We start from the raw sequence: 24,323 nt of genomic DNA, 5'->3' as shown, positions 1-24,323 counted from the left end.
ACTTAAACGGTAGAAACTATTAGGAAGGCAGATTGTTCAATGGCTATGAAAAGAAAAGGAACTATGCAGAAATCTGGCGTGCTTCCTGAAAAAGTACGCAATCAATTCGAGCTTTTACAGCATGAATTAAATATCACATTTATTAATAAAAATTTATTGTATCAAGCATTCACACATTCATCTTATGTGAATGAGCATCGCCGTAAATTGTTTACGGATAATGAGCGTCTTGAATTTTTAGGAGACGCAGTACTTGAACTGTCTGTTTCTAAATACCTTTTTGAGAAATATCCTCATATGAGTGAGGGTGAGCTGACGAAGCTACGAGCATCCATAGTATGTGAGCCGTCACTTGTTATCTTTGCAAATGAATTAGGCTTTGGTCGCTTTGTATTACTCGGAAAAGGTGAGGAATTAACAGGTGGACGGGAACGCCCAGCGTTACTTGCGGATGTATTTGAGTCATTTGTAGGTGCCCTTTATTTAGATCAAGGCTTACAAACGGTTGTGTGCTTTTTAGAACGCATCGTATTCCCGAAAGTAGAAGTCGGTGCTTTTTCGCATGTGATGGATTTCAAAAGCCAATTGCAAGAAATGGTACAGCAAACAAATAACGGCCTTCTTCATTATGAAATTATTGATGAAAAGGGTCCTGCACATAACCGTACCTTTGTATCGAGCGTACTATTAAATGGGCAAGAGCTTGGTAATGGTCGTGGGAAATCAAAAAAAGAAGCCGAGCAGCAAGCTGCACAATGTGCGATGCGTTTAATGCGTGAGCAAACTGCAAAAGAGGAGGCTTAATAGATGTTCCTAAAACGACTCGAAGTGATTGGCTTTAAATCTTTTGCGGAACGCATTGGAGTTGATTTTGTACCTGGTGTTACAGCGGTGGTTGGACCAAATGGTAGTGGTAAAAGTAATGTCACTGATGCTATTCGTTGGGTACTTGGGGAGCAATCGGCAAAGTCGTTACGTGGGGCAAAGATGGAGGATGTTATTTTTGCTGGAAGTGACTCACGTAAGCCACTAAACTTTGCAGAGGTAACATTAATTTTAGATAACACAGATGAACAGTTAGCTTTTTCATATACAGAAGTTAGCGTAACAAGACGCGTATACCGTTCAGGTGATAGTGAATATTTACTAAATAACCAGCAGTGTCGCCTGAAGGATATTACGGACTTGTTTATGGACTCAGGACTTGGGAAAGAGGCCTTCTCCATTATTTCGCAAGGCCGTGTCGATGAAATTTTAAATAGCCGACCTGATGACCGTCGTTCAATTTTTGAAGAGGCAGCTGGCGTATTAAAGTATAAACTAAGAAAGAAAAAGGCAGAGCATAAGCTTGTTGAAACAGATGAAAACTTGTATCGTGTTTTGGATATTTTACATGAGCTAGACAGTCGTCTGGAGCCGTTAGAAATTCAGGCATCAAGTGCAAGAGATTATGTGCAAATGTCAACAGAGTTAAAGGATTTTGATATTGCTATCCTTGTGCACGATTTAAAAAATTGTGCACAATCTTTGCATGCTCTGAAAGCTGAGTATACGGAGCTATATGAAACGGAGCAAAAACAAGCTCATCATATTTCTTCGATAGAAAAGCAAACTGCAAGTATTCGTAAGCTTTTAAAAGAGTTAGATGATTATCTAGATACGACTCAGGCCGAGTTTGTTAATGCAACAATGGAGGTAGAGCGTTGGGATGGTCGTAAAGCGTTAATGGCTGAAAAACGACAAAATGCTTCTAATCAACTACTTCAATTGAACACGGCGTTACAAGAAGCAAAAGCTGAAGTTGAGGCTCTTATAGCTCAAGAGCAAGAGAAAAAAGAATTGTTCACTGAAAAACAGCAAGAGGTTGCAGCGCTGAAACAAAGCATTAAGCAATTAGAACAATCTTTAAATCGCTCAGTTTCTGAAATTGAAGAAGAAATTGAAGAACAAAAAAACCACTATATCGATTCTTTAAACGAAGAAGCAACAGTTAAAAATGAATTAAAAAATATCGAACAACAGTTAGTGCAGCAAAAAGCGATGGCGACACGAATGTTAGACCAAACTGATGAAATCGGGCAAGAGCTTGCGCAAATTCTAGCTGAAAAAGAGAAGCTAGTTGTTGCTCATACTACAACAACTAACGAATTGCAGGGAAAACTTGAGCAATATGAAGCATTGCAAATACAGCTTAAAAACGTCAATGCATCATTTAATGAAAAGCAGGATATGCTTTATAAAGCTTATCAGCATCAGCAGCAACTGAAAGCTAGAAAAGATACGCTTGCTGAGCTAGAAGCAGATTTCTCTGGGTTCTTCCACGGAGTAAAAGAAGTATTATTAGCACGTGATAAAGGTGAATTAGCTGGGATTGAAGGGGCTGTTGCTGAGTTAATTCAAGTGGATGGGAAATATTCTCAGGCTATTGAAACAGCATTAGGGGCAGCCTCTCAGCATATTGTGACAACCAATGAACAATTTGCTCAACAGGCAATTCATTGGTTAAAACAAAAGAGAGCTGGACGCGCAACATTTTTACCTAAAACAGTTATCAAGTCACGGAAGATCAATCTATCTATGATTCAGCTAGCAACTGAGCACCCAGCATTTGTCCAAATGGCTGACGCACTTGTAACGTTCGAAGAAAACAACCGCACAATTGTCGAGAACCTCCTTGGTAATGTTATCGTTGCATCAAGTTTAGAAGGTGCAAGCCAAATTGCTCGTTTATGTGGGTTTAGGTATCGTGTTGTAACACTTGAAGGTGATATCGTCAATGCAGGCGGTTCACTGACAGGTGGTGCAATGAAGCAACAATCTTCACTCTTTACAAGAAAAGCGGAATTAGATGGTTTAATAGTAAAGCTAGAATCGTTGGAAGCATCTATTTATAGTGCTGAACAGGCTGTCTCCACTGAAAAAGAGAAGCTTGCAACATTGCGAGACAAAGTAGAACAATTGAAACTTGACGGTGAGCAACTACGAAAAGATGAAATGCAACAAGCGAGTCGTATACGCGAGCTAGAAGTTGGCGAGAAAAGCTTGTCTGCACGAGTATCTTTTGCTTCTAATGAAACACAAGATGTAAAAACACGCGAAGAAGCATTGTTAGCTCAAAAGGAAGCGGCTTCGGAGCGTTTAACGGCACTAGCGACAGAACTGCAAGAGATAAACGAAACAGTGGAGCAACTAAGTAAGGTGAAGCTACAAAGTGAATCGGAGAAAGATTTACTTCGTGAGCAGTCAGCGGAAAAACGCTCGCAGTTAGCGGTAATACAGGAGCAAATGTCACAAGTACAAATTGCTACAGCAGAGCTAGCCCTACAATTAAACAAAGCTCGTCAAAAAGTCGACAATATTTCTCAGGAAATAATCTGGCTTCAATCTGATGAATCGACAAAACTTTTAAGTGATGAAGAAGTGGATGAGCAAGTTGCTACGTGGAAAACGAGAAGAGATTCGTTGCAAGACACTATTTCACAGAAAAAAGATGAAAAAGTAGCACAACAACAAGAGCTTACTACTTTAGAGGAACAGCTGAAGGAATTGCAACGTACACATAAAGGCTACCTTGAAGCGATACGTGCAAATGAATTGAAGCGAAGTCGTGTAGAGTTTGAAATCAATAATTTCAATGAACAGCTAGAAGAAAACTATCAGCTAACATATGAGGAAGCTGAGGAGTTAGCCCTAGCGATTGATGATGAAGAGCATATGCGACGTCGAGTGAAATTACTGAAGAAATCTATAGAGGAGCTAGGTCCTGTTAATTTGAGCGCCATTGAGGAATACGATCGCGTACTTGAACGCCATTCATTTTTAACAGAGCAGCGTGAGGATTTACTTGCTGCACAGGAAACATTACATGAGGCTATTAAAGAAATGGATGAAGAAATGACGCTACGATTTAGCGAAACCTTCTATGCCATTCGAGAGCAATTTAAACGTGTATTCCGTGAATTGTTTGGTGGAGGGCAGGCGGATTTAGTGTTATTAGACCCTCAGAATCTGCTAGAAACAGGTATTGAAATTGTAGCACAACCTCCAGGGAAAAAATTACAAAATCTAAGTTTGCTTTCAGGTGGTGAACGTGCACTAACCGCGATCGCTTTATTATTCTCCATCCTAAATATTCGACCTGTACCATTTTGTATTCTCGATGAGGTAGAGGCGGCTTTAGATGAGGCGAATGTCGTCCGATATAGCCAATATTTGAAGAAATTTAGCCGTAATACGCAATTTATTGTAATCACCCATCGTAAAGGAACGATGGAGGGAGCGGATGTGTTGTATGGTATTACAATGCAGGAATCTGGCGTATCTAAACTTGTATCAGTAAAATTAGAAGATGAACCCGTACTTGCGGAGCAAAGGAGCGAACAAGCATGAGTTTTTTTAAACGTTTAAAAGATAAATTGACAGGCAATCCCACCGAGGAAGAAAAAGTAGTAGCAATCAATGAAGAAGAAGCTGCTGAACAGAAGCAAGACGAAGCAACAGAGCCTGCTCAAATTGAAGCAACTGTGGATGAAATGGAAAAAGCTGAGGAAGTTTCAGTAACGGAAACCTCAATTGAAACAGAAACTCCTGTAGCCATTGAAGATCAAGAGCAACAAGAAGTGCAAGAGGTCGCAGTAGTAGAAGAACCTGTAAAGGAGAAAAAACCTTCTGCATGGTCTATTACACAAAAGTTCAAGGCTGGTCTTGAAAAAACGCGAAATTCATTTACTTCTAAAGTAAACGACCTAGTTGCTCGTTATCGAAAAGTGGATGAAGATTTCTTTGAAGAATTAGAAGACTTATTATTACAGGCAGACGTTGGCTTTGAAACAGTAATGGAGCTAATGGATAAATTACGCTTTGAGGTTCAGCGTAAAAATATAAAAGATACAAACGGTATTCAAACGATTATTTCTGAAAAACTTGTGGAAATTTATGAGCAAGGAGAAGAGGATTTAATCGAGCTTAATATACAACCTAAAGGTGAGCTTACGGTAATTTTATTCGTAGGGGTAAACGGTGTTGGGAAAACGACAACAATCGGTAAACTTGCCCATCGTCTAAAATCACAAGGTAAAACAGTTGTTTTAGCAGCAGGTGATACTTTCCGTGCTGGTGCCATCGATCAATTACAAGTTTGGGGAGATCGTGTAGGCTGTGAAGTGATTAAGCAATCGGAAGGTTCAGATCCAGCGGCGGTTATGTATGATGCAATTCGTGCAGCGAAAAACCGTAATGCAGATGTGTTAATTTGTGATACAGCAGGGCGCTTACAAAACAAAGTAAACTTAATGAATGAGCTTGAAAAAGTTCATCGAGTAATCTCTCGTGAGGTACCGAATGCTCCGCATGAAGTACTATTAGCATTAGATGCAACAACAGGTCAAAATGCACTAGTTCAAGCACAAACATTTAAGGAAGCTACAAATGTAACGGGGATCGTTTTAACGAAGCTTGACGGCACTGCAAAAGGTGGTATTGTTCTTGCAATTCGTAATAAGTTACACATTCCTGTGAAGTTTGTTGGTCTTGGTGAAAAAATGGATGATTTACAACCATTTGATGCAGAGCGCTATGTGTATGGCTTATTTGCTGATGGTTTAGATAAAGAACTACAAAATAGTGAGGACTAGGTTCATCACCGATGTGGATGACTTTTGTTAAAACGTATACTATGTAAATAAGTTGATTGGAGTGGAGGCTGGGTGACTCCTTGGGGATTAGCGATAGAGGAACGAAGGCTAAAACCATCACGTCCTGTGATAACGCCTTCGTGACCAACATCGTGTTGGCCCGAGACCCTGGAGCGAGCAACGCGAGTGAAGCGGCTCATCGGACGCCCCCAGGAAAGCGCCCAGCCGGAACGGAAATCAACCACATGCTTGGTGATGATCCGAGGATTAACATTTAAGTAAGTAAATTTGTAATTGCGCTCGTCTGTGCAGGTGAATCGCATTGTTTAAAAGGGAAATACTGGATATAGGTGAAAAACGCCTAAAGCAGTTAATTAAAGCTTTTAGACAAGGAGATTACCTTGACACAGACGGGCGCTTTTCGTTATGATACAAATGACTAATAACGGGAGGAGAAACATTCGATGCTACTTGAAAAAACAACACGCATGAACTTTCTCTTCGACTTTTATCAAGCATTATTAACAGATAAGCAAAGAAGTTATATGGAGCTCTATTATTTAGATGATCACTCACTTGGAGAAATCGCTGAATCGTATGGGGTTTCACGCCAAGCTGTTTATGATAATATTCGTCGAACAGAAGCGATGCTTGAAGAATATGAAGAAAAACTATGTTTACTTGAAAAATTTCAACAACGTACACAAATGCTTGCGCAGCTAACAACAGGGATTACAGAACAAAGTATGACAATTAAAGAGCAGCTAACGCTTATAGAACAGTTGAAAGAATGGGATTAGGAGGCGAAAGCAATGGCTTTTGAAGGATTAGCGGAACGACTCCAAGGAACGATCCAAAAGATTAAAGGTAAAGGTAAAGTATCGGAACAAGACGTTAAAGAAATGATGCGCGAAGTCCGATTTGCTTTAATCGAGGCGGATGTTAACTTAAAAGTAGTCAAAGAATTCGTTAAAAAGGTCAGTGAACGAGCTGTCGGTGTAGATGTTATGCAAAGCTTAACACCAGGTCAGCAAGTTATTAAAATCGTACAAGAAGAATTAACAGAATTAATGGGTGGCGAGCAAAGCCCAATTAAATTTAATACAAAGCCACCAACTGTTATTATGATGGTCGGCTTACAAGGTGCAGGTAAAACGACAACTACAGGTAAATTGGCGAATGTGTTACGTAAAAAATATAATCGTAAGCCATTACTAGTTGCTGCAGACGTTTATCGTCCAGCGGCTGTTCAGCAGTTACAAACATTAGGGAAGCAGTTATCCCTACCTGTTTTTGCGTTAGGAACCGATGTATCTCCAGTAGAAATTGCACGTCAGGCAATTGAATTGGCAAAAGAAGAACATCATGATGTCGTTATTATCGATACAGCAGGTCGCTTGCATATCGATGAAGATTTAATGCAAGAATTAAAAGATATTCGTGCGTTAAAAGAGCCGGATGAAGTATTCCTAGTTGTAGATGCTATGACTGGTCAGGATGCTGTAAACGTGGCAGAAAGCTTTAATGAAGCAGTCGGTATTACAGGAGTTGTGTTAACAAAGCTAGATGGTGATACACGTGGTGGTGCGGCGCTATCAATTCGTTCCGTTACACAGAAGCCCATTAAGTTTGTTGGTATGGGTGAGAAGATGGATGCGCTGGAACCTTTCCATCCAGAGCGTATGGCGTCCCGTATATTAGGGATGGGTGACGTTCTATCACTTATTGAAAAGGCTCAGGCAAATGTTGACGAAGCAAAGGCTAAAGAACTAGAGGAAAAGTTTAAAACCCAAAGCTTTACATTTGATGATTTTGTTGAGCAATTGCAGCAAGTAAAGAAAATGGGTCCACTTGACGAAATTTTAAAAATGTTACCGGGTGCCGGCAAAATCAAAGGCTTAGACAATGTTAAAGTTGATGATAAGCAAATGGGTCGCGTAGAAGCGATTATTTATTCGATGACACCTGCTGAAAAGACGAATCCAGAAATTATTAACGGTAGCCGTAAAAAGCGTATAGCGAAGGGTTCTGGGACATCAATTCAAGAGGTAAATCGTCTATTGAAGCAATTTGAAGAAATGAAAAAAATGATGAAGCAAATGACAGGCATGGCAAGTGGCAAAGGAAAGAAAAAGATGAAACTACCAGGCTTCGATTCATTGTTTAAATAATATTTTATAGGTGTTAAGAAAAAACACTTTACAAACAACCTAAACATTGATAATATACTATCTTGTGTGAAACTTATTCGGAGGTGCTATTAAAATGGCAGTTAAAATTCGCTTAAAACGTATGGGAGCTAAAAAATCTCCTTTCTATCGTATCGTAGTTGCAGACGCTCGTTCACCACGTGACGGTCGTTCAATCGAAACAGTTGGTACTTACAACCCACTAACTAAACCAGCTACTGTAAACATTGATGAAGAGAAAGCTCTTAAATGGTTAACTGACGGTGCAAAACCATCAGATACAGTGCGTAACTTGTTCTCAGAACAAGGTATCATGGAAAAATTCCATAACCAAAAATTCAGTAAATAATCGGGGGCGAGGTCTTTGAAGCAGCTGATTGAAGCAATCGTTTTACCGTTAGTCGATTATCCAGAAGAAGTTCGTATAGAGACGGATGAAAATGCAAATCGAATTGTTTATAAACTTTTTGTTCATCCAGAGGATCGAGGGAAAGTCATAGGCAAGCAAGGGCGAGTAGCGAAAGCGATTCGTACAATTGTTTATTCAGCGGCGGGTAGTCACCATCAAAAAAAGACCTACGTCGATATATTGGATTGAAAGAAAAGATTTTCACGTCTTTTATATGCAACAAGCACTGGAGAGTCCTGACAGGTATGTTTACATGCGCTTAGGAATTCGAAGTGGCCTTGAGGTAAAGCGTAAAATCTGGACTTGAAAGGAAGGAGCTTGCCGGTTCCTTCCTTTTTTTATTATCGTAGTTACATTGAGAGATAATTGAACATAATGACATTGAGGAAGACTGGTCAACGTCTAAGCTATAACACCGTCCACCAAAAGTTAAACTGCTTTTGTAGGTGAAAGGTGAGAGAAAGGTTACTTTTTGATCTGGCTAGCTAGTAGCTTGATGGGGATGAGCATGTTTTAGCATTTTTATATGAGGTGAGATTTGAATGGAATGGTTTAATGTAGGTCGTATTGTCAATACACACGGTATTCGCGGTGAGGTGCGTGTGTTATCAACAACAGATTTTGAGGAAGAGCGCTTCGCAGTAGGAATAAAGCTTGCGGCGTTTAAAAAAGACGATAAAAAGCCAACATGGGTAACAATTGAATCAATGCGTCGTCATAAAAACTTTGTTTTGTTAACCTTTGAGGGTATGAATAACATCAACTTGGTTGAGCCTTTCAAAGAAGGCATGCTCAAAATTACGAAAGATCAAATGACAGATGATTTATTAGAGGAAAATGAATATTTCTTCCACGAAATAATTGGCTGTACAATTGTATCTGAAGAAGGCGAAACAATCGGAGCAGTGACTGACATTCTTCAAACGGGTGCTAACGATGTATGGGTAGTCAAGGGCACTAAAAAAGAGCATTATATCCCATATATCGAGGATATCGTCAAGGAAATTGATGTTGCTGAGAAGAAAATAGTGATACATGTAATGGAAGGTCTTCTATGATGAATATTCATGTGTTAAGTTTATTTCCGGATATGTTTACAGGCGTTTTTGGAGCATCCATATTAAAGAAAGCACAGGAAAAAGGTGCTGTAAATATGGAAGTAACTGATCTCCGTGGATTTTCAGGTAACAAGCATAATCAAGTAGACGATTATCCGTATGGTGGTGGTGCGGGGATGGTGTTAAAACCAGAGCCGATGTTTAGCGCTGTAGAGGCCATTACAGAAGGGAAAAATCCTCGTATCATTTTGATGTGTCCGCAAGGTGAACGCTTTACTCAAAAAAAGGCAGAAGAGCTAGCGCAAGAAAAAGAACTAGTATTTTTATGTGGTCATTACGAAGGTTATGATGAACGCATTCGTCAGCATCTTGTCACAGACGAGATTTCAATTGGAGATTTCGTATTAACTGGTGGCGAGCTAGGGGCTATGACGGTTATAGATAGCGTTGTACGACTTCTGCCGGGGGTTTTAGGACAAGAGGATTCCCACATACAAGATTCGTTCTCAACGGGTCTTCTAGAGCACCCACATTATACACGCCCTGCTGAATATCGCGGAATGAAAGTACCTGATATTTTACTATCGGGCAATCACGCAAAGATTGAGCAATGGCGTATGGAAGAATCTTTGAAAAGAACATTCGAGCGTCGTCCTGATTTACTCGAGAATTATCCATTAACAGACAAGCAAAAATTGTATTTAGAAAAACTTAAAAACAACGATAAAGATGCTTGATTGCTATCTATATTTATGATAACATCTAATCTGTACTTCTATGTGAAGTACTGAATTACGGTGTTCCGCTGTGGCATAGATTGCGTGCAAGAGCATCTGTCTAAGGAGAGAAAAACAATGTCAAACATTATTACAGAGATTACAAAAGCTCAGCTTCGCACTGATCTACCAACTTTCCGTCCAGGTGATACTGTTAAGGTACACGTGAAAGTAGTAGAGGGTACTCGTGAACGTGTCCAAGTATACGAAGGTGTAGTAATTAAACGTCGTGGTGGCGGTATTAGCGAAACTTTCACAGTTCGTAAAATTTCTTACGGTGTAGGTGTTGAACGTACATTCCCTGTACACACACCAAAAATCGCTAACTTAGAAGTTGTACGTCGTGGTAAAGTACGTCGTGCTAAACTTTACTACCTACGTAACCTACGTGGTAAAGCTGCTCGTATTAAAGAAATTCGATAATTATGACTTAAAAGTGAGGGGCTTGTGTAACAAGCCCCTTTTCTTTTTGCTTGTCATCTTAAATAGCTATCAACTAAAATGAGGATAGACAAGGGGGCAAATCTCGATGGAAAAACAAATAAAGGAAAAGAATGAATTATGGGAATGGACAAAGGCACTTCTAATTGCATTTGCGATTGCAGCGATTATTCGTTATTTTTTATTTACACCCATTGCAGTAGATGGCCAATCCATGATGCCAACCCTTGAAGATGGCGACCGTATGATTGTGAATAAAATTGGTTATAAAATAGGTGAACCAAAACGCTTTGATATTGTTGTATTTCATGCTCCTGAGAAGAAAAACTATATTAAACGTGTTATTGGGCTTCCAGGAGAGACATTGGAATATAAAAATGACCAATTATACATTAACGGTGAACCGATAGATGAGCCTTATTTAGATGCTTACAAATCAAAAATTACAGAAGGTACTTTAACCGAGGATTTTACATTAAAAGACATTGATGTAAACCTAAAAGATAATGTAATTCCAGAAGGCTATGTTTTCGTTATGGGAGATAATCGTCGATACAGTAAGGACAGTCGTATTATTGGAGTCGTCGATCAGAAAGAGATTATTGGTAATACAAGTCTGATTTTCTGGCCGTTTAGTGAAATTAAAATTGTAAAGTAATTCTTGAAAGGGAGGGCTAAACACTCCCTTTTTCTTTTAGTTTAGGAGGTATAGATATGACTATACAATGGTTTCCAGGGCATATGGCAAAGGCCCGCAGAGAAGTAACAGAAAAATTAAAGCTAGTTGATATTATATTTGAATTAATAGATGCACGTTTACCGCTATCTTCCCGAAATCCGATGATAGACGAAGTGATTAATCAAAAACCGCGTCTCCTTATCTTAAATAAATCAGATATGGCAGATGAGCACGAAACGCGTAAATGGGTAGAGTACTTTGCTCAACGTGGTCATAAGGCAGTAGCAATCAATTCCCTTGAAGGCAAAGGATTACAGCAGGTTACAAAGGCTGCTCAAGAAATATTAAAAGAAAAATTTGACCGTATGAAGTCACGTGGGATGAAGCCAAGAGCTATACGTGCAATGATTGTTGGAATTCCAAACGTAGGGAAATCGACGCTAATTAATCGCCTAGCAAAGAAAAATATAGCAAAAACGGGGAATACTCCAGGGGTAACTAAGGCTCAGCAATGGATAAAGGTTGGTAAGGAGCTAGAATTACTCGATACACCAGGTATTTTATGGCCGAAATTTGAAGATCAAGAAGTAGGTTATAAATTAGCCTTAACAGGTGCTATAAAGGATACGATAACGAATATGGAGGATTTAGCGGTATATGGTCTACGCTTTTTATCCGTTCATTATCCGGCACGAATGGAAGAACGCTATGGCTTTCAGTTTATACATGAAGATTTAGTGGATACCTTCGATCATATCGGTAAACTTCGCCGTGTTTTCGGTCCCGGAGGAGAAATCGATTATGATCAAGTAGCTCAACTGATCGTTCGAGATATTCGTGGCCTGCAATTAGGCAAACTAACATTTGACTTTGTTAGCGAACAACTTGAAAAAGAAACAGAGCAGTAATAATACGAAACTTTAATTAGTGGGCGTTTTTCATCTCCGCTGATTAGTAGTCTTCACCAATCGGGCATTTACGAGCAGTGAATCCCTCACCTAAAATCATTGCTTTCGATACAAATAAATTACTGCCCGTTAATGCGGGATAACGAACGTAAAACTGTCATACTCACGCCTTAAATCGTGAGCGTGACAGTTTTTCTTTTAGGAATGCTTCTTTTTGCCGATAAATGATATAGAGCGAGAAAAAGAAATTATATTAATATTGATATAGAAAAAAGGGAATGCATATTTTTGGTTTATCACCAAAAGTTGAGGATGTCTTTTATTAAAACATATGCTATATATAAGTTGATTGGAGTGGAGGCTAGGCTAGGCGACTCCTTGGAGATCAGCAATAGGGAAACGAAGGCTAAAACCATCACGCCCTGTGATACCGCCTTCGTGACCAACATCGTGCTGCTGCCGCTACGTTGCACTACGCTTTCGCGCAAAAAACATCTGTTGCCCCAAGCGGCTCATCGGACGCCCCCAGGAAGCTATGCTCTGTGCGAGAGCATAGCGACAGCAAATGTTTTCTGTAGCGAAAGCAAAGCGACAGCAACAAAGCGCCCAGCCGGAACGGAAATCAACCACACGTTATGGTGATGATTCATATTTTGAGAGAATCCACTACCTTGTAGTGAAAAAATGACTGATATTAGTAGAATGCTCAATAACAGTCAGCGCAAAATAGCTTTGAACTGTTGATGTAGACAAAAAGGGAGTAAATATATGAAAACGATTAAAGAAATTACTACAGCATTGAAGGAAGCGGAGGAATGGCAGGACTGGATGACAAGGGTAGCAACCGATGAACGTGCAGGTGTGCAAAAGGCTTGGCAAAGCTGGCAAAAGCGCCAAGAGAAAAAGCAACATATACTGCAGGAACATCAAGCGAAAGTTGATTTCGATCAAAGTTACGGAGGAGCAAATACCTTGATTGCAGGGGTAGATGAAGCAGGGCGTGGACCGTTAGCAGGGCCAGTAGTAACTGCTGCTGTTATTTTACCTGTAAATTGTGAGGCTCTAGTTGGATTAAATGATTCAAAGCAATTATCAAAAGATAAACGCAATGCTTATGCTGCTTTAGTAAAAGAGCATGCATTATGTTATTTTGTCCATTTCCAATCAGCACAACAAATTGATGAATTAAATATTTACGAAGCGACGAAGCAATCGATGAAGACAAGTGTAGAATCGTTATCTATTCAACCTAATTATGTGCTAGTTGATGCTATGACGCTGCCAATCTCTATTCCACAGGATTCAATAATTAAAGGGGATGCGAAAAGCTTAGCTATTGCAGCAGCATCCATATTGGCAAAAACGGCTCGAGATGATTATATGGATGAATTGGATAAGGAATTTCCTATGTATGGTTTTGCTCAGCATGCAGGATATGGAACAAAACAGCATTTAAAAGCACTTGAAGAGTTTGGTCCAACTATTTATCATCGCACATCATTTGAACCGATAAAGTCAATGCTTTAACTTGTTTAAGCAATGTTTTGTGTAGCGAAAGCAAAGCCGCAGCTATAAATATTTATTGTACAAACATCCGCTGAAATAAGTTAATGCTCCGGCGGATGTCATTTGAAAACATATTAGCAAACAAAAAAATAAAAGGCACATCAGCAAAAGTTAGAAATGATATTTGTTGAAACATATATCATGTGAATAAATTGATTGGAGCGGAGACTAGACGACTCCTTCGGGATCAGTGGCTCATCGAACGCCCCCTAAGACAGTGCCCAGTCGGAGCAGAAACCAACCCCACGATAAAAAAATGAAGCCAATTACGCTAAGGAGTAATTGATGAAAGGAGTATGTATATGACAGCCACATCTTTTAATCCGATTCAAATGCAACAAACTGCTTTAACCCCAACTAATCAGCCACTTACTTTAAAACAAGGGCAAGTATTTCAAGGAACAATCAAACAATTATATCCAGATCAAATGGCGGAAATACAAGTTGGTCAACAAAAGTTTATTGCTAAACTCGAAGTGCCACTAAAAGCAGGTGATGCCCACTTCTTCCAAGTAACTGGTACAAGCCCACAAACAGAACTAAAAGTTGTTACGGGCCCTATGGAGCAATCGGCTTCTCAAAGTCAACAAATTAATCAGTTACTTGAATCAATGAATTTGCCCAAAACAGCTGAGATGCAGCAAATTCTAGCTCATTTTATGAAAGCACAGCTACCGATTTCAAAAGAGCAGCTGATGCAGGCAGAAGTGTGGTTAAAGGCATTACCAGAGGGTGTTACTAAGATGGATGCCCTACAAGCCATTCAAAAAATGGTAGAGTTTAAAATGCCAATGACAAATGATGTTTTTCAAGCTCTTATAAGTGGACAAAAAACTACTGGTATGGTTTCCGTAATGGAAAACTTTACGCAGCTTTTAACGAAAGAAATAGCTTTACCAGAAAACCTTAAGCAAAATCTAATGCAACAGGTACAGGCTATTGCAAAGCCTTTTGAAGTAGAAACAGGTAGTTTAGTACTTGCCAAGTCCATACAAATATTAACGAATAATGCTGCTTCTATGAGTGAAAAGATTCAAGCCATGAATATTTTAAAAGAGGCGGGGATACTTCCTCAGCAGGCAACCTTACAAAACTGGTCAAGTCTTAGTGATGTAAAGTCTATCCAGTCAAATCAGTTTCAACAAGCTGGAGAAGTTATTCAAACCATTTTATCGACAAAATCTGACAATATAAATCATCTTGTTGACCAGCTTAAATCTTGGACAGCCAATCAAAGCTTGCTAACCAATGAACAAAAGCAGTCATTAAATCAACTTATCGATCGATTTAATCAGCTACCAGCAACTAAACAAACGCTAGAGATTTTCGCAAAACAGATGCAAGAACAACTTATAAAAGCGTTTGCAGAAAATTCTTCGGATCGTTTATTTACACAAGACGCCAATGCTCTTTCGGTAAAGGACCATTTATTATCGCTTTTAAAGCAGGAAGCTACTACTCCGCTACAAAATGAAGCGTTCATGCGAAGTCTTATGAAAAATAGTGTTGAATCCTCGCAATCAATGATTCAACAGATCGTTACGCAAGCAGATGCCCATGTACAAAATTCTATGGACAGTAAAGCAATGGAACATGCACTTAAAACGGTATTAAAAAATCTAGGAGTTAGTTATGAAGCGACGCTTAGTAATAAGTCAGCAGATCTACAGCAAATTGCACATCAATTAAAACCGCAACTACATACATTATTGCAGGAACCACATATTTCTCCACAACTGAAGGAAGCCGCAGAAATGCTAATGGCACGAATGAACGGCATGCAGCTAGCATCAGGGGAGAATGGCCATCAGCATCAGCTTATTATGCAAGTACCATTAGAATTTTTTGGCAGGAAAATGGATGCAACATTGCAGTGGAATGGGCGCATGAAGGAAGACGGTAAAATTGATGCCAATTATGCGCGTATATTATTTTATTTACAAATGGAATCTATGAAAGAAACGGTTATTGATATGCAGGTTCAAAATCGTGTAGTTTCTGTGACAGTATTTAATGAAAATGATGATATTATTCCGCTTGCGGAACCGCTGAAAGCAGCGTTGAAAATAGGCCTAGCTGAAAAAGAATATCAACTTTCAGGCGTTTTTATTAAGCAATTTGAAAAAGCCCAACCTGCAAAAACAACCCCTGTAGTAGAACAGCAGGAGGAACATAGCGGGGTGGATTTTCGCGTATGAGTGAAGAAAAATTTACTCGAAAAGAGGCCATCGCTCTCACGTATAAGCTAGGACGTTTTGATAGTCCAACAGTAGTAGCAAAAGGAAAAGGGAAAATAGCAGAAAATATATTAGCGCGCGCGAATGAGCACGATGTCCCGATTTATGAGGATCCTAACCTTGTTCAATTACTTGGACAATTAGATCTAAATGAGTCAATCCCGGAAGAATTGTATGAAGCTGTTGCTGAGGTTTTTGCATTTATTTATCGATTAGACCAACAATATGCTGAAAAATATAGAAAAAATAGATAATTCTGATTTTCGCAAAACTCTGTTTTAGTACACAAAACAGAAAAAAGCGTCATATTAATAGATAAAAAATGAATAAGAGACAAGGTATAGACTTTATCAGAATCTTTAGTTAGAATAGATTATGTTAGTAAAACAATTTTATGCAAATGTTTGATGGGAGGATGTATTATGAATATCCATGAATATCAAGGGAAAGAGATTCTTAGAAAATATGGTGTAGCTGTACCAAACGGAAAAGTTGCTTTTTCCCCTGATGAAGCAGTGAAAGTAGCGAAAGAACTTGGCTCTAATGTGACAGTAGTCAAGGCGCAAATTCATGCAGGTGGACGCGGTAAAGCGGGGGGCGTAAAAATCGCTAAAAACCTTGACGAGGTGCGTACATACGCAAAAGAATTACTAGGTAAAATTTTAGTAACTCATCAAACAGGTCCAGAGGGAAAAGAAGTAAAACGCTTATATATTGAAGAGGGTTCTGATATTCAAAAAGAATACTATTTAAGTTTAGTATTAGACCGCGCAACATCCCGTGTAACAATGATGGGGTCTGAAGAGGGCGGCATGGATATTGAAGAAGTAGCGGAATCAAATCCAGAAAAAATCTTCAAAGAAGTTGTGGATCCTGTTGTTGGATTAACAGGTTTCCAAGCGCGTCGCATGGCGTTTAATATGAATATTCCAGCTAACCTAGTAGGGAAAGCTGTTAAATTAATGTTAGGTTTGTATCAAGCCTTTATCGACAAAGATGCTTCAATTGTAGAAATTAATCCACTTGTTGTAACTGGACAAGGTGAAGTTGTAGCATTAGATGCTAAATTTAATTTCGATGCAAATGCGTTGTATCGTCATAAAGATATTGTCGAATTACGTGATTTTGATGAAGAAGATCCAAAGGAAATCGAAGCATCTAAATATGACCTTAGCTATATTTCATTAGATGGCAATATTGGCTGTATGGTTAATGGAGCTGGTCTTGCGATGGCTACGATGGACACAATTAGCTATTATGGCGGAAGCCCTGCTAACTTCTTAGATGTAGGTGGCGGTGCAACGGCAGAAAAAGTAACAGAAGCTTTCAAAATTATTCTTTCTGATCCACATGTAAAAGGCATTTTCGTAAACATTTTTGGCGGAATTATGAAATGTAACATTATTGCCGAGGGTGTTGTGACAGCTGCCAAAGAAATTGGCTTAGCTGTGCCGTTAGTTGTACGTTTAGAAGGTACAAATGTGGAACTTGGAAAAGAAATTTTAAATGCATCTGGTTTAAACATCGTTGCAGCGGATTCAATGGCTGACGGTGCACAAAAAATTGTGGGACTAGTAGGCTAAGGAAGGCAGGGAGAACAATGGCTGTATTTATTGATAAAGATACGAAGGTAATTGTACAAGGGATTACGGGCGAAACAGCGCTTTTCCATACGAAGCAAATGCTTGATTATGGTACTAAAATTGTAGCTGGTGTAACACCAGGTAAAGGCGGTCTTGAAATTGAAGGAGTGCCTGTATTTAACACTGTAGTGGAAGCTGTAGCTGCAACAGGCGCAACAACTTCAGTTATTTATGTACCTGCTGCATTCGCGGCAGATGCTATTTTAGAGGCAGTTGATGCTGAATTAGAACTAACAATCTGCATTACTGAACATATTCCTGTCCTTGATATGGTTAAGGTTAAACGTTATATGGAAGGTAAAAAGACACGTCTAGTTGGTCCAAACTGTCCAGGTGTTATTACGGCAGATGAGTGTAAGATTGGTATTATGCCTGGTTATATCCATACGAAAGGGCATGTAGGAGTTGTTTCTCGCTCTGGTACGTTAACATACGAAGCCGTACACCAATTAACACAAGCTGGTATTGGCCAAACTACAGCTGTAGGTATCGGTGGAGACCCTGTCAACGGTACAAACTTTATCGATGTTTTGGAAGCGTTTAACAACGATCCAGAAACATATGCAGTTGTGATGATTGGGGAAATTGGAGGTACAGCTGAAGAAGAAGCGGCTGAGTGGATTAAAGCGAATATGACGAAACCTGTCGTTGGCTTTATCGGTGGACAAACAGCGCCTCCAGGTAAACGTATGGGTCACGCAGGTGCTATTATTTCAGGTGGTAAAGGAACAGCTGCAGAGAAAATTAAAGCAATGAATGCTGCAGGTATTGAAGTAGCGGAAACGCCATCTGTCATTGGTGACACACTTATTAAAGTAATCAAAGAAAAAGGGCTATACGAAAAGTGTAAAACCCATTAAAATGGAAGATGTAGCACATTGTGGCTACATCTTTTACTTTATGTAGACACGGCTTTAAATGCTTCTATTGGAATTTGTTCAAGAACCTCCTACTTACTTAAGGACCTTTCCTAAAAAAAGCTGTGTCATTAAAGATGCGGTCATTTAATTTCTTCTATATTAAAAGGAGGTTTTTAAATGATTTTTTCAGTCGATACACAGAGATTGCTAGCTTTACATTATATATACCCATTACCACTTCAAAAACTTCAGCAATTACTGTCCCCGGTGGATATACTAAGTTATTTTGAAGACGCGCCCCCCTACGAGATTGCAAAAGCATTGCAACTACCATCTCAAAGAGCATCGGAAATATCCCGGAGTTTTCGACAAATTATGACATTTCCTTTTAGGGAAACTTATGAACGGGCCAATATTTCCCCTATTCCTTTTCATCATCCTTTTTACCCGGCGCAATTATTTGAAATATCCAGTCCACCTACTGTATTGTATGTGAAAGGTCGGTATTCTCTATTAACGGACGAAAAACAAGTAGCCATTATAGGCTCTAGAAAGGCTACAGCTTATACAAAGACTGCGATGGACTTAATCGTTCCGCCTCTTGTTGAACACGGATATACTGTCGTAAGCGGGCTTGCAAGAGGGGCAGATACGATCGCTCATGAAACAACCATAAAAGTTGGCGGTTCCACAATTGCAGTGCTTGGACACGGGTTTAATTATATATACCCTAAGGAAAACCAGTCTCTTGCTGGGCATATGGCGGAGCATCAGTTACTTGTCACAGAGTATCCTCCATATATGAAGCCTGCAAAATGGCATTTTCCAATGCGTAACCGAATAATTAGTGGATTGTCCAAAGCTTTAGTTGTAACCGAAGCAGCATTAAGAAGTGGCACACTTATTACAACAGAATATGCTTTAGAGCAAGGAAAAGATGTATTTGTTGTACCGGGTCCAATTAATGCGGAGCAATCAAAAGGCACAAATAAATTACTATTAGAAGGAGCTATTCCGGTGTGCAATGGTCACGAAATCGTTGAAACACTTACTCTCTTTTCTAACAAAAATTGAAAAAAAGTTGCATTATCTTAAAATCTGTTATACATTTTGCAACAGGTAACTTAAAAAATTAGCAATAGACCTCTCTAAGGGGGAGATATAGATGGCGGATTATTTAGTGATTGTAGAATCACCAGCAAAAGCAAAAACAATTGAACGATATTTAGGGAAAAAATATAAAGTGAAAGCGTCAATCGGGCATGTTCGTGATCTACCACGTAGCCAAATGGGTGTTGGTCCTGAAAATGATTTTGAACCTAAATATATTACTATTCGTGGTAAAGGTCCTGTTTTACAGGAATTAAAGTCTGCAGCTAAAAAAGTGAAGAAAGTCTTTCTAGCGGCCGATCCAGACCGCGAGGGAGAAGCGATTGCTTGGCACCTTGCGACTGCGTTAAATATTGATATTGATTCAGATTGTCGTGTCGTTTTTAATGAAATTACAAAAGATGCGATTGTAGACTCTTTTAAAAACCCACGTCCAATTAATATGGATTTAGTAGATGCACAGCAAACACGTCGTATATTGGACAGACTTGTTGGTTATAACATTAGTCCGATTCTTTGGAAGAAGGTTAAAAAGGGATTATCAGCAGGACGAGTACAATCTGTAGCACTACGCATGATTATTGATCGTGAAAATGAAATTAAAAATTTCCAACCGGAAGAATATTGGACAATTGAAGGTTCTTTTGAAAAAGGCAAGAAAACGTTCGATGCGCTTTATTATGGTGATGGAAAAGAAAAAATTAAATTAACAAATGAAGAACAAGTAAAATCTATTTTAAAAAATGTTAAAGGTACAAGTTTTGAAGTTGTCAATGTATCTAAAAAAGAACGTAAACGAAATGCAGCACCTGCTTTTACAACCTCTTCTTTGCAGCAAGAGGCCGCACGTAAGTTAAATTTCCGTGCTAAGAAAACGATGATGCTTGCCCAACAATTATATGAAGGTATTGATATTGGTAAAAAAGAGGGGACAGTCGGTTTAATTACGTATATGCGTACCGATTCTACACGTATTTCGGACACAGCAAAAACTGAGGCAATCGCCTACATTGAATCCAAGTACGGTAAAGAATTCATCTCCACGGAGTCGAAGCAGGCTAAAAAAGCATCCAATGCACAAGATGCCCATGAGGCTATTCGTCCAACTAGTACGATACGAACTCCAGATGAATTAAAAACGGTGCTTAGTCGCGACCAATTGCGCTTATATCGTTTAATTTGGGAGCGCTTTATCGCTAGTCAGATGGCGCCAGCTGTACTTGATACAGTTGCTGTTGATTTACAAAATGGGGATGTTTTATTCCGTGCAAACGGCTCACAAGTTAAATTTGCTGGCTTTATGAAGTTGTATATTGAGGGTACAGATGATCAAACTGAAGAAACAACAAAGCTTTTACCTGAAATGGAAGTTGGCGATCAAGTAAAATCTCTTGAAATTGAGCCGAAGCAACATTTTACACAGCCACCACCACGTTATTCAGAGGCGCGTCTTGTAAAGACAATGGAAGAGTTAGGTATAGGGCGCCCGTCCACATATGCACCGACCCTCGATACAATACAGCGCCGTGGCTATGTCGTATTAGATGCAAAACGATTTATGCCGACTGAGCTGGGAGAAATCGTGCACCAACTCGTACTAGAGTTTTTCCCTGATGAAATAAATATCGAATTCACAGCACAAATGGAGCAAGATTTGGATGATATTGAAGAAGGTAGTCGTCAGTGGAAAGAAATTGTCCGTGAGTTTTATAAGGATTTTGAGGTCCATGTAAAACATGCAGATGAGGCGATGGAAAAGGTTGTTATAAAAGATGAACCGGCCGGCGAGGATTGTGAGCTTTGTGGATCTCCAATGGTCTTTAAGCTTGGACGATATGGGAAATTTATGGCTTGTTCAAACTTCCCAGATTGCCGCAATACAAAAGCTATTATGAAACCTATTGGCGTAAAATGTCCTTCCTGTGAAACAGGCGAAATTGTAGAACGAAAGAGTAAAACAAAGCGTTTATTCTATGGCTGCAATCAGTACCCTGAGTGTGAATTTGTTTCTTGGGACAAGCCAATTAGTAGACCATGTCCGAAATGTAATGCATTATTAGTAGAGAAAAAAATTAAAAAAGGTGTGCAAATTCAGTGTACGAAATGTGACTATGAAGAGACACCTACTCAATGATAGAAAGATGGTAAGAACATGACTGAACAAGTAGTAAATGTAATAGGCGCAGGTCTTGCGGGCAGTGAGGCTGCTTGGCAAATTGCTCAACGTGGTGTGAAAGTTAGACTTTATGAAATGCGTCCAGTAAAGCAAACACCAGCTCACCATACTGATAAATTTGCAGAGCTTGTTTGTTCGAACTCACTACGTGCAAATGGATTAACAAATGCCGTAGGTGTGATTAAAGAAGAAATGCGTATTTTAGATTCTGTTATTATGAAGGCAGCAGATGCATGTTCAGTACCAGCAGGCGGTGCCTTAGCAGTGGATCGTCATGAATTTGCGGGCTATGTGACAGAATCAGTGAAAAATCATCCTCTTGTGGAAGTAATTCATGAAGAAGTCACTGAAATTCCAGAAGGCATTACCGTGATTGCCACAGGACCACTAACATCGAAAGCTTTAGCTGAAAAAATTCAGGGCTTAACAGGTTTAGATTATTTATATTTCTATGATGCAGCAGCACCAATTATTGAAAAAGACAGCATCGATATGGAAAAGGTTTATTTAAAATCTCGTTACGATAAAGGGGAAGCAGCTTATTTAAACTGTCCTATGACAAAGGAAGAATTTGATCGTTTCCGTCAAGCGTTAATCGAAGCGGAGGTTGTGCCATTAAAAGAATTTGAAAAGGAAATTTACTTTGAAGGCTGTATGCCAATCGAAGTAATGGCTGCTCGCGGGGAGAAAACAATGTTATTTGGACCGATGAAGCCAGTAGGTCTAGAAGATCCAAAAACAGGGAAACGACCTTATGCTGTTGTTCAATTACGTCAAGATGATGCAGCAGGAACTCTTTACAATATAGTTGGCTTCCAAACACATTTAAAATGGGGACCACAGAAAGAAGTATTGCAATTAATTCCGGGATTAGAGAATGTTGAAATCGTTCGTTATGGCGTTATGCATAGAAATACGTTCATTAATTCACCAAAGGTTCTAGAGAAAACTTATCAGCTTCGCGAGCGGAAAAATATTTTCTTTGCTGGCCAAATGACAGGTGTCGAAGGATATGTTGAGTCTGCTGGTAGTGGATTAATTGCTGGTATTAATGCGGCTCGATTAGCATTAGGACAAGAACAAATTATCTTCCCATTTGAAACGGCATTGGGAAGCATGGCGCGTTATATAACAGAAGCACAATCGAAAAACTTCCAGCCAATGAACGTTAACTTTGGAATTTTCCCTGAACTTCCTCCGGGACGTCGTTCAAAACCAGAGCGTGCAGAGATGCATGCTACACGTGCAATAAGCACAATTCGTAATTTTGTGAATTCACAAACAATTTGATTGCAAAAAGCCTCTAAAAGTTGATATACTCTTAGAGGCTTTTTCTTTTTTGTAGGCAAAATGCTAATTTACACGTATTTTATTATTTTGTATGGAGATTTTCTCAAAATATAAACATTTGCACTTGCTATATGATGAAGATAGGTATAGTGTCAATATGTATGTTTTCTACATTAACGATACCCTAAGTGACAAACTAAAGAGATAAACGAAATTGTCCTTTCTTTAATAGCAGGTGTAAGTATTTGGGTTCATCACCAAACGCTAGGGATGACATTGAAACGTATGCTATGTATAAATGTTGGTTTCCGTTCCGACTGGACGCCCCCGGGAAAGCGACCAGCCGGAACGGAAACCAACCCCACGTTATGGTAATGAGCCGTCATTTACAGAAGGTTTATAATAATTCGTTGGTGGTGAATCTTTTAATGTTAGTTTCGTCCCGAGATGCACTTGAACAGTTTATGCTTTATATCCAAATTGAAAAAAACTTCTCTGTTCATACAGTGCGAGAGTATGAATCGGATCTACTAGATTTTTTAGCGTTTTTGCAGGCGGAGGGCGTAAATGATTTAGCTAGTGTTGAGTATATACATGCACGTCTTTATGTGACGAAATTGTATGATGAAAAGAGAGCAAGATCATCGGTATCAAGGAAAATCTCCTCTATACGCTCCTTCTATCGCTTTCTAAATAGACAGTACGGATTAGATGATGGGGCATTTCGATCACTTTATCATCCAAAAAAAGAATCACGCTTACCTAGTTTTTTCTATGAAGAAGAGTTGAAGCAGCTTTTTGATGCGAATGTTGGCGATGATTTGAAATCATTAAGAAATACGGCTATATTAGAGCTGTTATATGCGACAGGTATTCGTGTAAGTGAGCTCACCTCTATTCAAGTAGAAGATGTTGATTTCCATTATTCAATTATTAGGGTAATGGGAAAAGGGCGAAAAGAACGTATTATTCCATTCGGGCAATTTGCGAGTTTAGCTATGCAGGATTACATAGAACAAGCTCGTCCACGATTGATGAAAAACACAAGTCATCAGCAATTGTTTGTCAACATGCGCGGTGGGGAACTTACTCCTCGAGGTGTACGTCATATTTTAACTGAAATGATTGACAAGGCCTCGCTCCATACGAAAATATATCCACATATGCTTCGCCATACTTTTGCTACACATTTATTGAATAATGGCGCAGATTTACGTACGGTGCAGGAGTTATTAGGTCACGCTCATTTAACTTCTACACAAGTTTACACACATGTAACAAAAGAGCATCTTCGTCAAACCTATATGAATGCTCATCCAAGGGCATAATAAGCTAAGGAGGAAGGCAA

At 39.2% G+C, this 24,323-nt stretch carries 22 protein-coding genes; 21 read left to right on the top strand and 1 reads right to left on the bottom strand.

Translation table 11 applies throughout. The features are described from left to right. The first annotated feature begins 39 nt into the window (after nt 1–39). The 3 genes from rnc to ftsY are packed head-to-tail and all read left to right on the top strand — an operon-like array spanning nt 40 to nt 5,633. Nucleotides 40–804 carry a ribonuclease III gene (gene rnc / locus ACYQ73_RS03255; protein ID WP_460011120.1) on the top strand — a complete coding sequence of 255 codons (765 nt, stop codon included), beginning with the start codon at nt 40–42 and terminating at the stop codon, nt 802–804. A 3-nt stretch (nt 805–807) separates the two neighbouring features. Then, nucleotides 808–4,389 carry a chromosome segregation protein SMC gene (gene smc, locus ACYQ73_RS03250; RefSeq protein WP_460011119.1) on the top strand — a complete coding sequence of 1,194 codons (3,582 nt, stop codon included), beginning with the start codon at nt 808–810 and terminating at the stop codon, nt 4,387–4,389. Then, entirely contained in the window at nt 4,386–5,633 is a 1,248-nt protein-coding gene (ftsY, locus tag ACYQ73_RS03245; RefSeq protein WP_460011118.1) for a signal recognition particle-docking protein FtsY, read from the top strand. Before smc ends, ftsY begins: the two co-directional genes overlap by 4 nt. A 5-nt stretch (nt 5,634–5,638) precedes the next feature. Here ftsY and ACYQ73_RS03240 read toward each other — a convergent pair whose 3' ends face one another. After that, the gene (locus tag ACYQ73_RS03240; protein ID WP_460011117.1) at nt 5,639–5,833 is read right to left on the bottom strand and encodes a hypothetical protein; all 195 of its coding nucleotides are present in this window, start codon (nt 5,831–5,833) and stop codon (nt 5,639–5,641) included. A gap of 264 nt (nt 5,834–6,097) precedes the next feature. Between ACYQ73_RS03240 and ACYQ73_RS03235 the strand changes: the two genes are divergently transcribed. The 18 genes from ACYQ73_RS03235 to xerC all read left to right on the top strand — a co-directional run bounded on the left by ACYQ73_RS03235 (nt 6,098) and on the right by xerC (nt 24,303). Beyond that, nucleotides 6,098–6,433, top strand: coding sequence for a putative DNA-binding protein (locus ACYQ73_RS03235; protein WP_460011116.1), 336 nt, complete (start codon nt 6,098–6,100; stop codon nt 6,431–6,433). 12 nt (nt 6,434–6,445) lie between these two features. Further along, nucleotides 6,446–7,804 carry a signal recognition particle protein gene (gene ffh, locus ACYQ73_RS03230; protein ID WP_248718149.1) on the top strand — a complete coding sequence of 453 codons (1,359 nt, stop codon included), beginning with the start codon at nt 6,446–6,448 and terminating at the stop codon, nt 7,802–7,804. Nucleotides 7,805–7,898: 94 nt separating this feature from the next. Beyond that, nucleotides 7,899–8,171 carry a 30S ribosomal protein S16 gene (gene rpsP / locus ACYQ73_RS03225; RefSeq protein WP_049668417.1) on the top strand — a complete coding sequence of 91 codons (273 nt, stop codon included), beginning with the start codon at nt 7,899–7,901 and terminating at the stop codon, nt 8,169–8,171. 15 nt (nt 8,172–8,186) lie between these two features. Then, on the top strand, nt 8,187–8,420 hold the full coding sequence (locus tag ACYQ73_RS03220) for a KH domain-containing protein (RefSeq protein ID WP_004269410.1): 234 nt from the start codon (nt 8,187–8,189) through the stop codon (nt 8,418–8,420). 353 nt (nt 8,421–8,773) lie between these two features. After that, nucleotides 8,774–9,289 carry a ribosome maturation factor RimM gene (gene rimM / locus ACYQ73_RS03215; protein ID WP_460011115.1) on the top strand — a complete coding sequence of 172 codons (516 nt, stop codon included), beginning with the start codon at nt 8,774–8,776 and terminating at the stop codon, nt 9,287–9,289. Further along, nucleotides 9,289–10,026 carry a tRNA (guanosine(37)-N1)-methyltransferase TrmD gene (gene trmD / locus ACYQ73_RS03210; RefSeq protein ID WP_460011511.1) on the top strand — a complete coding sequence of 246 codons (738 nt, stop codon included), beginning with the start codon at nt 9,289–9,291 and terminating at the stop codon, nt 10,024–10,026. The genes rimM and trmD overlap by 1 nt, the downstream gene beginning before the upstream one ends. Nucleotides 10,027–10,143: 117 nt before the next feature. Further along, complete coding sequence (gene rplS, locus ACYQ73_RS03205; RefSeq protein ID WP_049668419.1) at nt 10,144–10,488, top strand: 50S ribosomal protein L19; 345 nt, start codon at nt 10,144–10,146, stop codon at nt 10,486–10,488. 106 nt (nt 10,489–10,594) lie between these two features. Then, nucleotides 10,595–11,164: a signal peptidase I gene (gene lepB / locus ACYQ73_RS03200; protein WP_460011114.1), complete on the top strand. Its 570-nt coding sequence runs from the start codon at nt 10,595–10,597 to the stop codon at nt 11,162–11,164. 56 nt (nt 11,165–11,220) lie between these two features. Further along, complete coding sequence (gene ylqF / locus ACYQ73_RS03195; protein ID WP_460011113.1) at nt 11,221–12,093, top strand: ribosome biogenesis GTPase YlqF; 873 nt, start codon at nt 11,221–11,223, stop codon at nt 12,091–12,093. Nucleotides 12,094–12,861: 768 nt separating this feature from the next. Next, complete coding sequence (locus tag ACYQ73_RS03190) at nt 12,862–13,620, top strand: ribonuclease HII (RefSeq protein WP_460011112.1); 759 nt, start codon at nt 12,862–12,864, stop codon at nt 13,618–13,620. A 341-nt stretch (nt 13,621–13,961) separates the two neighbouring features. Then, on the top strand, nt 13,962–15,857 hold the full coding sequence (locus ACYQ73_RS03185; protein ID WP_460011111.1) for a hypothetical protein: 1,896 nt from the start codon (nt 13,962–13,964) through the stop codon (nt 15,855–15,857). After that, entirely contained in the window at nt 15,854–16,150 is a 297-nt protein-coding gene (locus tag ACYQ73_RS03180; RefSeq protein ID WP_460011110.1) for an EscU/YscU/HrcU family type III secretion system export apparatus switch protein, read from the top strand. Before ACYQ73_RS03185 ends, ACYQ73_RS03180 begins: the two co-directional genes overlap by 4 nt. A gap of 168 nt (nt 16,151–16,318) precedes the next feature. Then, a complete protein-coding gene (gene sucC / locus ACYQ73_RS03175) occupies nt 16,319–17,479 on the top strand; it encodes an ADP-forming succinate--CoA ligase subunit beta (RefSeq protein ID WP_460011109.1) in 1,161 nt (386 codons plus the stop codon). A gap of 17 nt (nt 17,480–17,496) precedes the next feature. Continuing rightward, nucleotides 17,497–18,399 (top strand): succinate--CoA ligase subunit alpha, encoded by a 903-nt coding sequence (gene sucD, locus ACYQ73_RS03170; protein ID WP_460011108.1) that lies wholly within the window; start codon nt 17,497–17,499, stop codon nt 18,397–18,399. A gap of 177 nt (nt 18,400–18,576) precedes the next feature. Next, complete coding sequence (dprA, locus tag ACYQ73_RS03165) at nt 18,577–19,473, top strand: DNA-processing protein DprA (protein WP_460011107.1); 897 nt, start codon at nt 18,577–18,579, stop codon at nt 19,471–19,473. Between the two features lie 91 nt (nt 19,474–19,564). Beyond that, the gene (gene topA / locus ACYQ73_RS03160; RefSeq protein ID WP_460011106.1) at nt 19,565–21,643 is read left to right on the top strand and encodes a type I DNA topoisomerase; all 2,079 of its coding nucleotides are present in this window, start codon (nt 19,565–19,567) and stop codon (nt 21,641–21,643) included. 18 nt (nt 21,644–21,661) lie between these two features. Next, nucleotides 21,662–22,975, top strand: coding sequence for an FADH(2)-oxidizing methylenetetrahydrofolate--tRNA-(uracil(54)-C(5))-methyltransferase TrmFO (gene trmFO / locus ACYQ73_RS03155; RefSeq protein ID WP_460011105.1), 1,314 nt, complete (start codon nt 21,662–21,664; stop codon nt 22,973–22,975). Between the two features lie 428 nt (nt 22,976–23,403). Next, nucleotides 23,404–24,303 (top strand): tyrosine recombinase XerC, encoded by a 900-nt coding sequence (xerC, locus tag ACYQ73_RS03150; protein ID WP_460011104.1) that lies wholly within the window; start codon nt 23,404–23,406, stop codon nt 24,301–24,303. The last annotated feature ends 20 nt before the right edge of the window (nt 24,304–24,323 follow it).

It is taken from the genome of Lysinibacillus sp. CTST325 (assembly GCF_054665055.1).
The sequence above is the reverse complement of the archived record's forward strand: the minus strand, read 5'-3'. Positions and strand labels throughout refer to the sequence as shown.

What these genes read in the sequence shown, in the direction of transcription:
- rnc (WP_460011120.1), top strand. Translation starts at nt 40, where the DNA reads ATGGCTATGAAAAGAAAAGGAACTATGCAGAAATCTGGCGTGCTTCCT.
- smc (WP_460011119.1), top strand. Translation starts at nt 808, where the DNA reads ATGTTCCTAAAACGACTCGAAGTGATTGGCTTTAAATCTTTTGCGGAA.
- ftsY (WP_460011118.1), top strand. Translation starts at nt 4,386, where the DNA reads ATGAGTTTTTTTAAACGTTTAAAAGATAAATTGACAGGCAATCCCACC.
- ACYQ73_RS03240 (WP_460011117.1), bottom strand. Translation starts at nt 5,833, where the DNA reads ATGAGCCGCTTCACTCGCGTTGCTCGCTCCAGGGTCTCGGGCCAACAC.
- ACYQ73_RS03235 (WP_460011116.1), top strand. Translation starts at nt 6,098, where the DNA reads ATGCTACTTGAAAAAACAACACGCATGAACTTTCTCTTCGACTTTTAT.
- ffh (WP_248718149.1), top strand. Translation starts at nt 6,446, where the DNA reads ATGGCTTTTGAAGGATTAGCGGAACGACTCCAAGGAACGATCCAAAAG.
- rpsP (WP_049668417.1), top strand. Translation starts at nt 7,899, where the DNA reads ATGGCAGTTAAAATTCGCTTAAAACGTATGGGAGCTAAAAAATCTCCT.
- rimM (WP_460011115.1), top strand. Translation starts at nt 8,774, where the DNA reads ATGGAATGGTTTAATGTAGGTCGTATTGTCAATACACACGGTATTCGC.
- trmD (WP_460011511.1), top strand. Translation starts at nt 9,289, where the DNA reads ATGAATATTCATGTGTTAAGTTTATTTCCGGATATGTTTACAGGCGTT.
- rplS (WP_049668419.1), top strand. Translation starts at nt 10,144, where the DNA reads ATGTCAAACATTATTACAGAGATTACAAAAGCTCAGCTTCGCACTGAT.
- lepB (WP_460011114.1), top strand. Translation starts at nt 10,595, where the DNA reads ATGGAAAAACAAATAAAGGAAAAGAATGAATTATGGGAATGGACAAAG.
- ylqF (WP_460011113.1), top strand. Translation starts at nt 11,221, where the DNA reads ATGACTATACAATGGTTTCCAGGGCATATGGCAAAGGCCCGCAGAGAA.
- ACYQ73_RS03190 (WP_460011112.1), top strand. Translation starts at nt 12,862, where the DNA reads ATGAAAACGATTAAAGAAATTACTACAGCATTGAAGGAAGCGGAGGAA.
- ACYQ73_RS03185 (WP_460011111.1), top strand. Translation starts at nt 13,962, where the DNA reads ATGACAGCCACATCTTTTAATCCGATTCAAATGCAACAAACTGCTTTA.
- ACYQ73_RS03180 (WP_460011110.1), top strand. Translation starts at nt 15,854, where the DNA reads ATGAGTGAAGAAAAATTTACTCGAAAAGAGGCCATCGCTCTCACGTAT.
- sucC (WP_460011109.1), top strand. Translation starts at nt 16,319, where the DNA reads ATGAATATCCATGAATATCAAGGGAAAGAGATTCTTAGAAAATATGGT.
- sucD (WP_460011108.1), top strand. Translation starts at nt 17,497, where the DNA reads ATGGCTGTATTTATTGATAAAGATACGAAGGTAATTGTACAAGGGATT.
- dprA (WP_460011107.1), top strand. Translation starts at nt 18,577, where the DNA reads ATGATTTTTTCAGTCGATACACAGAGATTGCTAGCTTTACATTATATA.
- topA (WP_460011106.1), top strand. Translation starts at nt 19,565, where the DNA reads ATGGCGGATTATTTAGTGATTGTAGAATCACCAGCAAAAGCAAAAACA.
- trmFO (WP_460011105.1), top strand. Translation starts at nt 21,662, where the DNA reads ATGACTGAACAAGTAGTAAATGTAATAGGCGCAGGTCTTGCGGGCAGT.
- xerC (WP_460011104.1), top strand. Translation starts at nt 23,404, where the DNA reads ATGTTAGTTTCGTCCCGAGATGCACTTGAACAGTTTATGCTTTATATC.